The organism is Cellulomonas sp. FA1, from assembly GCF_000986825.1.
In the GTDB taxonomy this organism is placed as follows: Bacteria; Actinomycetota; Actinomycetes; order Actinomycetales; family Cellulomonadaceae; genus Cellulomonas; species Cellulomonas iranensis.
Genome location: NZ_LBMY01000001.1, coordinates 2,187,744 through 2,202,460, shown reverse-complemented (window position 1 = coordinate 2,202,460; position 14,717 = coordinate 2,187,744). Strand labels below are relative to the sequence as shown.

The 14,717-nt window shown below is 75.0% G+C and carries 12 protein-coding genes; 7 read left to right on the top strand and 5 right to left on the bottom strand.

Features of this window, described 5'->3' with window-relative positions; translation table 11 throughout:
• Positions 1–26 precede the first annotated feature (26 nt).
• Both GY42_RS09965 and recQ read right to left on the bottom strand, forming a co-directional pair.
• Positions 27–1,052 carry a LacI family DNA-binding transcriptional regulator gene (locus GY42_RS09965; RefSeq protein ID WP_052748299.1) on the bottom strand — a complete coding sequence of 342 codons (1,026 nt, stop codon included), beginning with the start codon at positions 1,050–1,052 and terminating at the stop codon, positions 27–29.
• 139 nt (positions 1,053–1,191) lie between these two features.
• Positions 1,192–3,135, bottom strand: a complete 1,944-nt coding sequence (recQ, locus tag GY42_RS09960; RefSeq protein WP_082131459.1) for a DNA helicase RecQ — start codon at positions 3,133–3,135, stop codon at positions 1,192–1,194.
• Between the two features lie 281 nt (positions 3,136–3,416).
• Here recQ and GY42_RS09955 point away from each other — a divergent pair, with 281 nt between their 5' ends.
• The 4 genes from GY42_RS09955 (at position 3,417) to GY42_RS09940 (ending at position 6,332) form a co-directional block, all read left to right on the top strand.
• A complete protein-coding gene (locus tag GY42_RS09955) occupies positions 3,417–4,211 on the top strand; it encodes an SDR family NAD(P)-dependent oxidoreductase (RefSeq protein ID WP_046529214.1) in 795 nt (264 codons plus the stop codon).
• Between the two features lie 49 nt (positions 4,212–4,260).
• Complete coding sequence (pyrE, locus tag GY42_RS09950; protein ID WP_046529213.1) at positions 4,261–4,836, top strand: orotate phosphoribosyltransferase; 576 nt, start codon at positions 4,261–4,263, stop codon at positions 4,834–4,836.
• A 12-nt stretch (positions 4,837–4,848) separates the two neighbouring features.
• Entirely contained in the window at positions 4,849–5,673 is an 825-nt protein-coding gene (locus GY42_RS18215; RefSeq protein ID WP_052748298.1) for a hypothetical protein, read from the top strand.
• Positions 5,674–5,762: 89 nt separating this feature from the next.
• Complete coding sequence (locus GY42_RS09940; RefSeq protein ID WP_046529212.1) at positions 5,763–6,332, top strand: LemA family protein; 570 nt, start codon at positions 5,763–5,765, stop codon at positions 6,330–6,332.
• 68 nt (positions 6,333–6,400) lie between these two features.
• On the opposite strand, the gene GY42_RS09935 is transcribed toward GY42_RS09940, so the two are convergent.
• Positions 6,401–8,053 (bottom strand): MFS transporter, encoded by a 1,653-nt coding sequence (locus tag GY42_RS09935; RefSeq protein ID WP_236686760.1) that lies wholly within the window; start codon positions 8,051–8,053, stop codon positions 6,401–6,403.
• Positions 8,050–9,072, bottom strand: a complete 1,023-nt coding sequence (glsA, locus tag GY42_RS09930; protein WP_442856795.1) for a glutaminase A — start codon at positions 9,070–9,072, stop codon at positions 8,050–8,052. The genes GY42_RS09935 and glsA overlap by 4 nt, the downstream gene beginning before the upstream one ends.
• Before the next feature lie 132 nt (positions 9,073–9,204).
• On the opposite strand from glsA, the gene GY42_RS09925 reads away from it, so the two are divergent.
• Positions 9,205–10,344 carry an AI-2E family transporter gene (locus tag GY42_RS09925; RefSeq protein WP_052748297.1) on the top strand — a complete coding sequence of 380 codons (1,140 nt, stop codon included), beginning with the start codon at positions 9,205–9,207 and terminating at the stop codon, positions 10,342–10,344.
• 40 nt (positions 10,345–10,384) lie between these two features.
• Here the strand turns inward: GY42_RS09925 and GY42_RS09920 are convergent, their stop codons facing one another.
• Positions 10,385–11,017, bottom strand: coding sequence for a TetR/AcrR family transcriptional regulator (locus GY42_RS09920; protein ID WP_201775261.1), 633 nt, complete (start codon positions 11,015–11,017; stop codon positions 10,385–10,387).
• Between the two features lie 122 nt (positions 11,018–11,139).
• Between GY42_RS09920 and GY42_RS09915 the strand changes: the two genes are divergently transcribed.
• Positions 11,140–13,296 (top strand): beta-glucosidase, encoded by a 2,157-nt coding sequence (locus GY42_RS09915; protein WP_236686759.1) that lies wholly within the window; start codon positions 11,140–11,142, stop codon positions 13,294–13,296.
• Positions 13,297–13,358: 62 nt separating this feature from the next.
• The gene (locus GY42_RS09910; protein ID WP_052748296.1) at positions 13,359–14,630 is read left to right on the top strand and encodes an MFS transporter; all 1,272 of its coding nucleotides are present in this window, start codon (positions 13,359–13,361) and stop codon (positions 14,628–14,630) included.
• Positions 14,631–14,717 lie beyond the last annotated feature (87 nt).

Below are 14,717 nucleotides of genomic sequence, written 5' to 3'. Positions count from 1 at the left end.
CCGGTGCCCGGTGCCGCCCCGCGGGGTCACGCGCCGGGCATCGGCGCGGGTCCGGTGCTGCGCCGCACCACCAGCTCGGGCTCGACGAGCACGCTCGTCCGCTCGTCGCCGCGCACGAGGTCGAGCAGCATCGCGATGGACTGCCGGCCCACCTCGTCGAAGTCCTCGCGGATCGTCGTGAGCGGCGGCGAGTAGAACTCGGCGTCGTCGACGTCCCCGAACCCGATGACCGACACGTCCTGCGGCACCCGGTACCCGTCGACCGCCAGGGCGCGCAGCACGCCGAGCGCCATCTGGTCGTTGGCGGCGAAGATCGCGGTCGGCGCGACCTCGCGCATGATCTGCCGCCCGCGCTCGTACCCCGAACGCGCGGTCCAGTCGCCGACGAACGTCGGCAGCACCGGCAGCGACGCGCGCTGCACGCGGTGGTACCAGGCTTCCATGCGGACGTTCGCGTCGACCCAGTCGAGCGGCCCCGCGAGGTGCACGAGCCGGCGGTGGCTGAGCGAGACGAGGTGGTCGACCGCGAGCCGCGCCGTCGCCTGGTTGTCGAGCTCGACCGTGTGGTGCGGGAACCTCGTCGAGGGTGCGACGACGACGGTCGGCACCGACACCTTGAGGTCGTGGATCACCGACAGCGCCTCGTAGTGCGGCGCGACGAACACGATGCCGTCGACCGCCTGCTCGAGCAGCGAGTCCAGCACGCTGCGGACGCTCGCGGCCGTGAGGCTCGGCGAGTGCGCGAACGACACGAAGTAGCCGGCCTCGTGGGCCGCGCGGTGCACCGCGCGGATCGTCTCGTACGGGCCGGTGCGGTCCATGCCGCAGTCGACGACGCCCAGCACCTTGGAGAACTGCGTGACGAGCGCGACCGCGGCCGTGTTCCGGTGGTAGTCGAGCTCCTGGATCGCGCGCTGCACGCGTTCGCGCGTCTGCTCGGACACGTTCGGCTTGTCGTTGAGGACGCGTGACACGGTCTGCACGGACACGTCCGCCAGCTGCGCGACGTCCTGCATCGACGGCTTGCGGGGCCGGGCGTGGTCGGACGGCACGTCGCTCCTCGTTGCGGGACGTCGGCACGAACGTGCCGGTCAGGGCGTTGGTATACGCCCGACAAGGGCACGAGTCTAGGGGGTGGTGGACGCGGACGCGCGGGGCGGTGCGTCCTGGGCGACCGCGGGCGGCGCGGGGTCAGGCCGTCCCCGCGAGCGCCGCCAGCACCCCCTCGGCGTACCGGTCGAGCTTGGCCGCACCGACGCCGCTGATCGAGCCGAGCTCGTCACGGCTCGCCGGCCGCCGCGTCGCGATCTCGCGCAGCGTCGCGTCGTGGAACACGACGTACGCGGGCACGCCCTGCTCCTTCGCGGCGGCGGCGCGCCACGCGCGCAGCGCCTCGAACAGGGCCGCGGCGTCCGCGTCGAGGTCGGCGGCGGCCGCCGGGCGTCCCCCGCGCGAGCCGCGTGACGTGCGGCCCGTGCGCTCGGGCTCGCGGCGCAGCCGGACCTCGCGCTCGCCGCGCAGCACCGCGCCGGACGCCTCGGTGAGCCGGATCGTGCCGTAGCCGTCGGTGTCGACCGCGAGCAGCTCGGCCGCGAGCAGCTGACGCACGACGCCCCGCCACTCGCCGTCCGACAGGTCCTGCCCGATGCCGAAGGTCGACAGCGCGTCGTGCCCGAGCTGCTGCACGCGCGGCGTCGCCTTGCCGCGCAGGATGTCCACGAGGTGCCCGACGCCGTAGCGCTGCCCCCGCTGGTCGAGCCGCACGACCGTCGACAGCAGCTTCTGCGCGGGCACCGTGCCGTCCCACGACTGCGGCGGCTCGAGGCAGGTGTCGCAGTTGCCGCACGGCCCGTCGGACTCCTGCCCGAAGTACGCGAGCAGCTGCACGCGGCGGCAGTCGACCGTCTCGCACAGCGCGAGCATCGCGTCGAGGTGCTGCGTCAGGCGTCGTCGGTGGGCCGCGTCGCCCTCGGACGTGTCGATCATGCGGCGCTGCTGCACGACGTCCGCGAGCCCGTACGCGAGCCACGCGGTCGACGGCAGGCCGTCGCGCCCCGCACGCCCCGTCTCCTGGTAGTAGCCCTCGACCGACTTGGGCAGGTCGAGGTGCGCGACGAACCGCACGTCGGGCTTGTCGATGCCCATGCCGAACGCGATGGTCGCGACCATCACGACGCCGTCGTCGCGCAGGAACCGCGACTGGTTCTCGGCGCGCACGCGGCGGTCGAGGCCCGCGTGGTACGGCAGCGCGTGCACGCCCGCGTCGACCAGCGCGGCCGCGGTCTGCTCGACCGACGCGCGCGACAGGCAGTAGACGATGCCCGAGTCGCCCTCGTGCTCGGTGCGCAGCAGGTGCAGCAGCTGCGCGCGCGGGTTGTCCTTCGGCACGATCCGGTAGCGGATGTTGGGCCGGTCGAAGCTCGCGACGAACTGCGCCGCGTCGGTGAGCTGCAGGCGCTCGCAGATCTCGCGGTGCGTCGCGCGCGTCGCGGTCGCGGTGAGCGCGACGCGCGGCACGCCGGGCCACCGCTCGTGCAGCAGCGACAGCGCGAGGTAGTCGGGCCGGAAGTCGTGCCCCCACTGCGACACGCAGTGCGCCTCGTCGATCGCGAACAGCGCGACGTGGCCGCGGTCCAGCAGGTCGAGCGTCTCGGGCACGCGCAGCCGCTCGGGCGCGAGGTACAGCAGGTCGAGCTCGCCCGCGAGGAACGCGTCCTCGACCGCGCGGCGCTGGTCGCGCTCCTGCGTCGAGTTGAGGAACCCCGCGCGCACGCCGAGCGCCGACAGCGCGTCCACCTGGTCCTGCATGAGCGCGATGAGCGGCGACACGACGACGCCCGTGCCCTCGCGCACGAGCGCGGGCACCTGGTAGCACAGCGACTTGCCGCCGCCGGTGGGCATGAGGACCACCGCGTCCCCGCCTGCGACCACGGTGTCGACGACCGCGGCCTGGTCGCCGCGGAACGCGTCGTACCCCCACACGCGGTGCAGCACCTCGGCCGGCGTGCCGTGCGACGGTGCGGGCCGGCCGGCCGCGGTGCTGCGCGGTCGCGTCGTGCGGGGTCGCGCGGCGCCCGCGTCGGGCGGCGCGGCCGCCCACGGGTCCTCGCCCCAGGGGGCGTCGTCGGGCGGCACGTCGTCCGGCGGGGGCGCCTCGTCCCACCACGGCTCGACGGGCGCGTCGTCCCACGCGGCGTCGGGCGGCGCCTCGGCGGGGCGGCGGGCGCGTCGGCGGTCCGGTCCGCGCGGTCGCGGCGCAGGGGGCGGGGCGAGGGGTCCGGCAGCACCCGCCCACCCTACGAGCCGACGCCGACGTCCGGCCCGTGCCCGCCGCCCCTGTGGACGGACGGTGCGGGTCCGGGTGCGGTCACGCGCACGGCGAGACGCGGCGCCCGCGCGATCCGTAGGCTGACGCCATGGGAACCGCACTGGTCACCGGCGCGAGCGCCGGCCTCGGTCTGGAGTTCGCCTGGCAGCTCGCCACGGCGCGGCACGACGTCGTCCTCGTCGCGCGCGACGAGGAGCGGCTGACCCGCCTGGCGCGGCAGCTCGAGGCGGCCGCGGGCGTGCGCGCCGAGGTGCTGCCCGCCGACCTCACCGTGCCCGAGGACGTCGAGCGCGTCGCCGAGCGGCTGCGCACGGACGAGCGACCGGTCGGCCTGCTCGTCAACAACGCGGGCCTCGGCCTCAACCAGCACTTCGTGGAGGGCGACCTCGACGCCGAGCTGCGCGCCCTCGACCTCATGGTCCGCAGCGTCATGGTGCTGTCGCACGCCGCTGCCGGCGCGATGGTCGCGCGCGGGCGCGGCGCGATCCTCAACGTCGGCTCGGTCGCCGGCCTCATCGCGTCCGGCACCTACTCGGCGCACAAGGCGTGGGTCCGCACGTTCACCGAGGCGCTCGCGGTCGAGCTCAAGGACACGGGCGTGACCGCGACGGTCGTCTGCCCGGGCTTCACGCACACCGAGTTCCACGAGCGGGGTCGCATCGACACCGCCCACTACCCGGAGATCGGCTGGCTGCAGGCCGAGGACGTCGTGGCCACCGCGCTCGCCGACGTGCGCCGCGGCGTCGTCATCTCGACGCCGAGCCTGCGCTACAAGGCCGCGTCCGCGCTGCTGCGGATCGCGCCCCGCTCGGCCGTGCGCGCGTTCGGCGGGTACCGGCGCGCGCTTCTCGACGAGGCGATCGAGGGTCGCGACGGCGCCTGAGCCGTGCCGGCGGCCCGCACGGGGCGCGGCCGTCGCTAGTCTGTCGGCCGTGAGCAGCGACCTGACGTCCACCCCGCGCGAGCAGCTGCGGGACCTCATCGTCGAGCTGGCCGTCGTGCACGGCCGCGTGACGCTGTCGTCCGGCAAGGAGGCCGACTACTACGTCGACCTGCGCCGCGCGACGCTGCACCACCGCGCGGCCCCGCTGATCGGGCACCTGCTGCTCGACCTGCTCGAGGAGGCGGGGCTCGGCACGGCCGAGATCGACGCGGTCGGCGGCCTGACGCTCGGCGCCGACCCGGTCGCGACGTCGCTGCTGCACGCGGCCGCGTCGCGCGGCCAGGACCTCGACGCGTTCGTCGTGCGCAAGGAGGCCAAGGCGCACGGCATGCAGCGCCGCATCGAGGGTCCCGACGTCGCGGGCCGGCGCGTCGTGGTCGTCGAGGACACGTCGACCACGGGTGGCTCGCCCATCGCGGCGGTGCAGGCCGTGCGCGAGGCCGGCGGCGAGGTCGTGGGCGTCGCGACGATCGTCGACCGCGGCACGGGTGCGCGCGAGGCGATCGAGGCGCTGGGCGTGCCGTACCACCACCTGTTCGGCCTGGCCGACCTCGGCCTGGCCTGAGCGACGCGCGCCGTGCAGCGGGGGGTGCGGGTCGGCGCGGTCGTCGTGCTGGGCCTCGTCGGGTTCCTCGTCGTCGGCAGCCAGCTGTCGGCCGACCACCCGGGCGGCGGGGTGCTGGTCGTGGGCCTGCTGGTCGGCGGCGGCATCGCGGCGGCCGGCTGGTGGTTCCGGCGGAAGCGGCAGGAGCAGCTCGCCGCGTGGGCGCTCGCGACCGGCTGGGCGTACGCGCCGCGCGACCCCGGGCTGGGGCTCGCTCAGCTGCACACCGCCCGCCCGTTCGGCCAGGGGCACAGCCGCACGACGTCGGACGTCCTGACGGGCACGTACGACGGGCTGCCCGCGGTGTCGTTCACGTACGAGTGGACCACGGGCTCCGGTGACGAGAAGCGCACCTACCAGGTGCACGTCGTGGGGCTCGCGCTGCCCGCGTTCCTGCCGACGCTCGACGTCACGCCCGAGGGGTTCGGTGCGCGGGTCGCGAAGGCGTTCGGTGCGCGCGACCTGCAGCTCGAGTCGGCGGCGTTCAACGACGCGTACCGCGTCGACGCCCCCGACGCGCGCACCGCGCACGCGATCCTGCACCCGCGCACGCTCGAGCGGCTCCTGCAGGCGGACGCGCTCGGCACGTCGTGGCGGATCGAGGGCACGTGGCTGCTGTCGTGGGAGACGGGCACGACCGACACGACGCGGATCGCGCCGCGGCTCGGCGTGCTCTCGGCGGTCGTGCGCGGCGTGCCGCGGCACGTGTGGCAGGACCACGGCTACGACCCGGCGACCGACGGCCCGCCGGGGGACCGTGCGCGGCGGTGGGCGCCGTGGGGTGCGCCGACCGTGTGACGTGCGCCGGGGGCGGGGCACCGCCCGCGCGGCGGGACCGACGGTGTCGCTACGATCGGACGACGTCCCGACCCCCTGGAGGATCCCCCGTGACCGGTGGCCTGATCGCCGTGCTCGTCGTAGTCGCCCTGGTGGTGGTCGTCCTGCTGTGGGCGGTCGCCCAGTACAACGGGTTCGTCCGCCTGCGGAACCTCGTGCAGGAGTCGTGGCGGCAGATCGACGTCGAGCTGCACCGCCGGCACGACCTGATCCCCAACCTCGTCGAGAGCGTCAAGGGCTACGCGGCGCACGAGCGCGGCGTGTTCGACGAGGTGACGCGCGCCCGCGCGGCAGCGGCCGGACCCGGTGCCGGGCCCGCCGAGCAGGCCGCGCAGGAGAACGCGCTGAACGCCGCGCTGGGCCGGCTGCTCGCGGTCGCCGAGAACTACCCGGTGCTGCGCGCGAGCGAGAACTTCCAGCAGCTGCAGGCCGAGCTCGCCAACACCGAGGACCGCATCGCGGCGGGCCGCCGGTTCTACAACGCGAACGTCCGCGAGCTCAACACCAAGGTCGAGACGTTCCCGGCCAACGTGATCGCGAACATGTTCGGGTTCACTCGCGCCGAGTACTTCGAGGTCGACGACCCGCAGATCCGGCAGGCGCCGTCGGTCAGCTTCTGACGCACGCCGCTCGACGGGGCCCCGGTGACGCGCGCGTCACCGGGGCCTCTCGCGTCGATCGCGTGCCGTCAGCGGCCGCCCGCCGGGCTGGGGTCGGGGATCTCGTCCGGACGGTAGCGCGGTAGCCGGCTGGCCGGCAGGACCGCCGTCGCACTGACCCCGGCCAGGACCAGCAGCCCCAGTCGCAGCGTGTCGAGCCGCGCCTGCTCGTTGACCGCGACCGCTGCCTCGACCTGGCCCGGTGTGGCGTCGGTGCGCGCGAGCGCCGCGCGCAGGTCGTCGTTGCTGACGAAGTTGACGTCGTCGAGGTCGACCTGTGCGACCAGGGACGGCGGGAGCTCGACGTGCTCGGCGACCGCGCGTCCCACGTTGACCGACAGGACCGTCACCAGGAGCGCGCCGGCGAGCGCGGTCCCGACGGCCGACGCGAGGTTCTGCGTCGTGCCACGGACCGACCCCACGTCGCCGGCGAGCGTGCGCGGCGCCGCGCTGACCAGCACGTTGAACACGAGCGTCACCAACGCGCCCTGGCCGACCCCGAAGACGACGAGGCCCAGCACCGTCGGGACCGTCTCCCAGTTGTTGGTGACGACGAACGACAGCCACACGAGCGCGACGGTGGTGAGGGCGAACCCGACGACGCCGATCGTCCGCGGCGGGTACCGGCCGTACAGCCGCACGACGAGCGTCGCCGTGACGAACACCGTGAGGTTGAACGGCATCATCGCGAGCGCGGTGTCGAACGGCGTGCGGCCCTGCACGATCTGGATGTACAGCGGCACCGTGAAGTTCAGCGCCGCCTCGAGCGCGACGACCACGAACATCGCGTAGACCGCGGCGCGCTCGCTCGGACGGGCGAGGACGCTCAGGGACACGAGCGGGACGCGACCGGCGGCGGTCCGGCGGCGCGTCCACCAGAAGAACACCTGGCCGAGCACGACGCCCAGCACCACCATGACGGGTGCGGGCGAGAGCCCGCCGAGGTCGAACGGTGCCGCGGCCGACGCCCGCAGCGCGCCCCACGCCCGCAGGTTGTTGAACCCCAGCGTGAGCAGGACGACGGCCGCACCGATGGTCACGGAGGCGACGACGTCGATGCGCACGTCCGGGTCGCCTCGGTCGGAGCGCAGCGTGAAGCTGAAGGCGAGCACGGCGACGGCCAGCGCGAGGACGACGCCGAACACGGGCCGCCACCCGACGAGCGTGCCGAGCGCACCCCCGAGGAAGAACGCGGTGACGCCCGAGATCGCGCGCGCCGAGCCCAGCGAGCCGACCGCGGTCGCCTGCTGCGCGCCGCGGTAGTTCTCGGCGATGAGCGCGACGAGCGCCGGCACGATGATCGCGGCCGACGCACCGGCGATCGCCTGGCCGGCGACGGCCCAGCCGATCGACGGCGACAGGATCATGAGCAGCGCCGACCCCGCGAACGTCGTGACGACGACGCGGAACATCGTGACCCACCCGACGCGCTGGCCGAGCTTGGCACCCGTCATCACGAGCGCGGCGACCACCACGCCGTAGATGACGATGGTCGTGCTCGCGACCGTCGGCGGGACGCCGAAGTCCTCGACCATGCCGCCGAGCGACACCGGCAGCGCGGCGACGTTGAACGACATGAGGACCTGCGCGAGGAACAGCCCGACCATCGGCAGCCAGGACCGACGCTCCTCGGTCGGAGGCGTGGCGCGTCCGACGGCGGGCGGGTGGGGCGTCGTGCTCACGGTGCGACCTCCGGGTCCTGGTGGGGGCGCCGCGGCGCGACGTGCGGCGCGGAGGCGAAGAGGTTGAGACCGAGCGCGCGCGACAGGTACGCCGTGGCACGCTGGCCGCGGACGCTGTTGCCCGCGGCGTCGAGCCGCGGCGAGAACGTGCCGATCGCGCCCTTGCCGGGGGCGACGGCGACGACGCCGCCCGCGACGCCCGACTTCGCGGGCAGACCGATCTCGAACAGCCAGTCGCCCGAGCGCTCGTACATCCCGGTCGACGCGAGGACGGCGAGCGTGTCGCGGCACACCTCCTCCGACACGACGCGCTCCCGCGTGACGGGGTTGACGCCCCCGTCCGCGAGCGTCGCGCCCATGACCGCGACGTCGCGCGCGTCGACGAGCAGCGCGCACTGCCGCGTGTACACGTCCACGACGCCCGCGGGGTCGGGGTCGATGCGCCCGTAGCTCTGGAGCAGGCGCGCGATGGCCTGGTTCCGGGCGTTCGTCGCGCTCTCGGAGCGGTGCACCTCCTCGTCGAGCACGAGCTCGCGGCCGGCGAACCGAGACAGCCCCGCGCGGACGTGCTCCCACCGCTCCTGCGGGTCGGCGCCGGGCACGAGCGCGGTCGTCGCGAGCGCACCGGCGTTGACCATGGGGTTCATCGGGTGACCCCGCTGGAGCTCGACCGCGACGACCGAGTTGAACGGCAGCCCCGTGTTGTTCACGCCGACGCGTTCGCGGACCGCCTCGTGACCGAGCTCCTCGCACACCAGCGCGTAGACGAACGCCTTGGAGATCGACTGCACGGAGAACTCGACGCTCGCGTCCCCCACGGCGTGCACGCTGCCGTCCGTCTCCGCGACGCAGACCGCGAACAGCGCCGGGTCAGCGGCGGCGAGCGCCGGGATGTAGTCGGCGACGGCGCCGTCGTCCAGGTCGCGGTACCGCGTGTGCGCGGCTCTCGCGAGCTCCTCGACCCGGTCCCACCCCGGCAGCGACCCGGTCGCCACCTCCTGCCGGACCTCCGCAGCCAGCGTCTGCACGTGCGACCTCCCTCGACGGGCCCCGACGGCGCGATGCTCCCACGTGCGGCGACGCGCTGACCAGGGCGTGTCGCACCCTGGGCGGCGGGGCGGGGCCGGTGCGGGCCGTGGGAGCATCGCGGCGTGAGCGACCTCGACGCGACTCCCCTCGCCCCGCTCTGGCTGCGACGCCTCGGGGCGTGGTCCGGGCGGCTGCTGCTCGTGTGCGCCGTGCTGGGAGTGCTGCTGTGGGTCCTGGTGCAGCTGCGGCTCGTCGTCGTCGCGCTGTTCCTCGGCCTCGTGCTCACCGCCGTCCTGCGGCCCGTCACGCTGCGCTACCGCACGTTCGCGCACCCGGCGCTCGCGGCCGCCCTCGCGGTCCTCACGGGGCTCGTCGTGGTGGTGGCCGTGGTGGGGCTGGCGGTCACGGGGATCGCCCGGCAGTGGCCGGAGGTCGTCGCGCGAGTCGGGGCGGGTGTCGGGGAGCTGCTGGACGCGCTGCGCTCGGGCGGCCTGCCGGTGACGGTGACCGACGCGGACCTGGAGCGCTGGGGTGCCGGCGTGGTGTCCTGGCTCGCCGACAACGGGACGTCGCTCGCGGGTGCGACGGCGACGCAGGTGGGCGGCGTGCTGGTGGCGCTCATGGTCACGGCGCTGGGCGTGTTCTGCGCCGTGTGCTTCCTGGTGGGCGGGGAGGGGATGTGGGCGTGGCTCGTCGGGCAGGTGCCCGTGCGCGCCCGGGCCGCGTGGCGGACCGCGGGCGACGCGGCCTGGCGGGCGTTCGGGGACTTCACGCGAGGTGCGGTGCTGACGGCGCTGTGCGTCGGCGTCCTCGGCTACCTCGTGCTGCTGGTGCTCGGGGTGCCGCTCGCGCTCCCGCTGGGCGTGCTGGTGTTCGTGGGGTCGTTCGTCCCGCTGGTCGGCGCGCCGGCCGCGATGCTCGTCGCGATGCTGGTCGCGCTGGCGTCGAACGGCCTGTGGAACGCGGTGCTCGTCGGCGTCGGCATCGCGCTGGTCGGGCAGCTCGAGGGGCACGTCGTGCAGCCGCTCGTCATGGGGCGCCACGCGCGGCTGCACCCGTTCGTGGTCGGCGTGGGGGTGAGTGCGGGGACGGTGCTCGGCGGCCTGTTCGGTGCCGTGGTCGCGGTGCCGCTGATCGCCGTGTCGTGGTCGGTGTGGACGGCCCTGCGGCCCGCGCCGCGCCCGGAGGGGCTTCCCGGCGAGGTCGCGGTGCCGGGGGAGCCGGGCCCCACGGCGGACGAGCCGGGCTCGCCCGAGGGCTGACCGCGGGGCGCCGCTGCCCGGTGGTGCCCGCCCGGTGGCGTCAGGCCGGGGCGCGCAGCCCGGGGACGTCGGCGACGGCCGCGCGCCACCGGTCGACGAGAGACGTGGTCGGGTCGCGCAGCCACTGCAGCTGCAGGCCGTCCATGAGGCCGAGCGCGACGCTCGCGAGGTGGTCGGGGTCGTGCGGCGGGGGCACGACGGCGGCGAGCGCGGCGAGCGCGGTGCGCTGCCGGTCGGCGAAGTACGCGTGCGCGGGGTGGTCGGGCGTGAGGGACTCGGCCTCGAGCACCGCGTAGAGGCGCACGACCTCGGGCTGGGTCGCGTTGTGCTGGACGAGGTGGTCGCACAGCACGTCGAGCGTGACGCCCGCGGCGGTGAACAGGTCGGTGCCCCAGATGCCGCGCCCGGGGCCGTGGGGGACGCCGAGGCGGTCGGCGATCGCGAGCGCGTCGAGCGCGTCGCGGCGCTCGAGCACCGCCACGAGGAGCCCGGTCTTGGAGCCGACGTGGTGCAGGAGCCCGGGCACGGTCATGTCGCACGCGTCGGCCACGTCCTGCGTGGACAGGCCCCAGTAGCCGCGCTCGGCGATGAGCGCGGTGGCGGCGGCGAGGATCTGGTCGCGCCGGCGGGGGCCGTCCATGCGGACGCGCGGGCGGGTGCGGGCGGCGGGCACGTCCCGATGCTCTCACGCCACCCGTTCGGGCGAGGGTGCTTCCGGGGTCGTCCCGCGACTGTTTAACTAGTACCTACTAGGTACTAGTTAGCGGCGACGTCGCCGCGAGTGAGGAGACACCGGTGTCACCCGTCATCACGAGCTACCCCGAGGCCGTCGCCGCCGTGCGCGCCGGCACCCCCGCGCCCGACGCCGCCCGCGCGCTCTACGACCTGCTCACCGACGACGAGCGCCTCGGCCTGCTCGACGGCGACCAGGAGTTCTGGCCCGGCATGGCCGAGATGATGCAGGTCGGCTACAACACCCGGCCGCTCGTGCACGGCGAGGTCCCGCGACTCGGCATCCCCGGCCTGCGGTTCAGCGACGGGCCGCGCGGCGTCGTCATGGGCCGCTCGACCGCGTTCCCCGTCTCGATGGCGCGCGGCGCCACGTGGGACCCCGAGCTCGAGGAGCGCGTCGGCGCCGCGATCGGCGCCGAGGTCGCCGCGCAGGACGGCAACTTCTTCGCGGGCGTCTGCATCAACCTGCCGCGCCACCCCGCGTGGGGCCGCGCGCAGGAGACCTACGGCGAGGACCCGCTGCTGCTCGGCGAGCTCGGCGCCGCGCTCACGCGCGGCGTGCGTCGCCACGTCATGGCCTGCGCCAAGCACTACGCGCTCAACTCGATGGAGAACGCGCGCTTCACGGTCGACGTCACGTGCGCGCAGGACGTGCTGCACGAGGTCTACCTGCCGCACTTCCGCCGCGTCGTCGAGGAGGGCGTCGACGGCATCATGTCGGCCTACAACTCGGTCAACGGCGAGTGGGCGGGGCAGCACCCCGAGCTGCTCACCGACGTGCTGCGCGGCGACTGGGGCTTCGAGGGCGTCACCGTCTCCGACTTCATCTTCGGCCTGCGCGACGCCGCCGCGTCCCTCGAGGCCGGGCTCGACGTCGAGGAGCCGTTCCGGCAGCAGCGCGCGCAGCACCTGCCGCGGCAGATCGCCGACGGCGCGACGTCCTGGGACGCCGTGCGCCGCTCGGGCGAGCGCGTGATCGCGACGCAGCTGCGGTTCGACGCCGAGCACGACGCGCCGCGCCCGCCGCTCGACGTCGTCGCGAGCCCCGAGCACCGCGCCCTGGCGCGCGAGGCCGCGGCCCGCGCCGTCGTCCTGCTGCGCAACGAGCCCGTCGACGGCGTGCCCGTCCTGCCGTTCGCACCCGGGTCGCTGCGCCGCCTCGCGGTCGTCGGACGCCTCGCCGACCTGCCCAACACCGGCGACCACGGGTCGTCCGACGTGCGCGCCCCCGAGGTCGTCACGGCCCTCGCCGGCCTGCGCGCCGCGCTGCCCGGGACCGAGGTCGTGCACGTGCCCGAGGACGACCCGCGGGCCGCCGCCGCGGTCGCCGCGACGTGCGACGCCGCGGTCGTCGTGGTCGGCTATACCGCCGACGACGAGGGCGAGTTCACCGACGCGTCCGCCATGGCGCGCCCCGAGATCACGGCCCTGTACCCGCCGCTGCCCGACGGCACGACGGCGACGCACGTCGCCGCCGCGGGGGAGTCCTCGCTCGGCGCGGGCGGCGACCGCGAGCGGCTCACGCTGCGCCCCGTCGACGAGGAGATCGTGCGCGCCGTCGCCGCGGCCACGCCGCGCACCGTCGTCGCGGTGGTCGCCGCGGGCGCCGTGCTCACCGAGTCCTGGCGGCACCACGCGCCCGGGCTCGTCATGTCCTGGTACGCGGGCATGGAGGGCGGGCACGCCCTCGCCGACGTCCTGCTGGGACGCGTCGACGCCGCCGGGCGGCTGCCCTTCAGCATGCCGACCTCGCAGGACCACCTGCCGCCGTTCGACCGCGACGCCACCGCCGTCACCTACGACGCCTGGCACGGCCAGCGCCTGCTCGACCGCGACGGCGTGCCCGCCGCGTACCCGCTCGGGTTCGGCCTGTCGTACACGACGTTCGCGCTCGGCGACCCGGTCGCGCGCCTCACGGGCGTCGAGAGCGCGCAGGTCGACGTCACGGTCACCAACACCGGTGCGCGCGACGGGCGGCACGTGGTGCAGGTCTACGCGACGCACGCGGGGGACCCCGTGCGCGCGCTCGTCGGCTTCGCCGCCGTCGAGGTCCTCGCCGGCGGCGCGCGGCGCGTCACGGTGCCGCTGTCGCTGCGCCCCCTGCAGCGCTGGGACGCCGCGACCCGTACCTTCACGACGCCCGTCGGTGTCGTGCACCTCGAGGTCGCCGCGCACGCGGGCGACCCCGACGCCACCACCACGACCCTCGCCCTCGCCTGACCCACCCGCCCGACGCCCCGGGTGGGCCCGGGGCGTCGGGCCCTCGAGAAAGCCGGACGACGATGTCCACCACCCTCCCCGCCGACGACGCGACCGCGCCGTCGCACGCACCGTTCACGCGCGGCGGCCACGCACGGCTCGGCACGGCGCTCGTGCTCGGCGCCGTGCTCTGGATCGGCCCGTACGTCGCGGGCATCACGGTGCTGCTGCCCGCGCGCCTCGAGCAGATCGCCCCCGACAGCAAGGTCCAGGTCGTCGCGACGCTGTCGATCGTCGGGTCGGTCGTCGCGCTGCTCGCCAACATCCTGTTCGGCGCGCTGTCCGACCTCACCCGGTCGCGCTTCGGCAAGCGCACGCCGTGGATGGTGCTCGGCTCGGTCACGACGTGCCTGCTGCTCATGCTGCTGTCGCGGGCCGAGTCGGTCACCGCGCTCGTCGTGACGTGGTGCGTGTTCCAGCTGTTCCTCAACGCGATCGTCGCACCCCTGGTCGCGGTGATCCCCGACCGCGTGCCCGAGCGGCTGCGCGGCACGTACTCCGCCGTGTACGGCGTCGGCATGATGGTCGGGATGGCCGGCGCCAACGTCGTCGCGTCCCGGTTCGTCACCGACCCCGCGACCGGGTTCCGGCTCATGGGGTTCGCGATCCTGCTGGCCGGTCCCGTGCTCGCGCTGCTCGCGCCCGACCGGTCGAACGCCGGTGAGCCGCGGCCCGCGTTCTCGCGCGCGATGCTGCTCGACAACTTCTCGTTCCCGCGGCGCGGCGCGCGCGACTTCTACCTCGCGATGTCCGGCAAGCTGCTGTTCGTCCTCGCGATGTTCTCGATCACGGGCTACCAGCTGTACATCTTCACCGACCACCTCGGCATGGACGCCGCGGGCGCGGGCGGCATGATCGCGACGATGGCGCTCGTGCAGCTCGTGCTGTCCCTCGTGTGCGGGGCGGTCGCGGGTCCCGTGTCCGACCGGCTCGGTCGGCGCAAGGTCCTCGTCGTCGGCGCGACGGTCCTCATGGCCGTCGGCCTGCTGGTGCCGTTCGTGTGGCCCGTGCCCGCCGCGATGGTCGTGTTCGCCGCCATCAGCCTCGGGGTCGCGTCGGGCGTCTTCAACTCGGTCGACCAGGCGCTCAACTACGACGTGCTGCCGAACCCCGAGGCGGCCGCCAAGGACCTCGGCATCCTCAACATGGCCAACACCGGCGGCCAGATCCTCGGTCCCGTGCTCATGGGGGCGGTCGTCGGCGTGACCGGCGGCTACGGCGCGGGCTTCCCGGTCGCCGCGGTCGTGGCCCTCGTCGGTGCCGTGCTCATCCTGCGGATCCGTTCGGCGCGCTGAGCCCGACGACGCCCGCGCCGCACCGTGACGGTGCCGCGCGGGCGTCGTGCTGCGCGGGTGCGGTGCGTGCCGCACCGCGGCGCCGCG

Excerpts from the sequence above, each read along its gene's own strand:
- GY42_RS09955 (WP_046529214.1), top strand. The coding sequence starts at position 3,417 with ATGGGAACCGCACTGGTCACCGGCGCGAGCGCCGGCCTCGGTCTGGAG.
- GY42_RS09910 (WP_052748296.1), top strand. The coding sequence starts at position 13,359 with ATGTCCACCACCCTCCCCGCCGACGACGCGACCGCGCCGTCGCACGCA.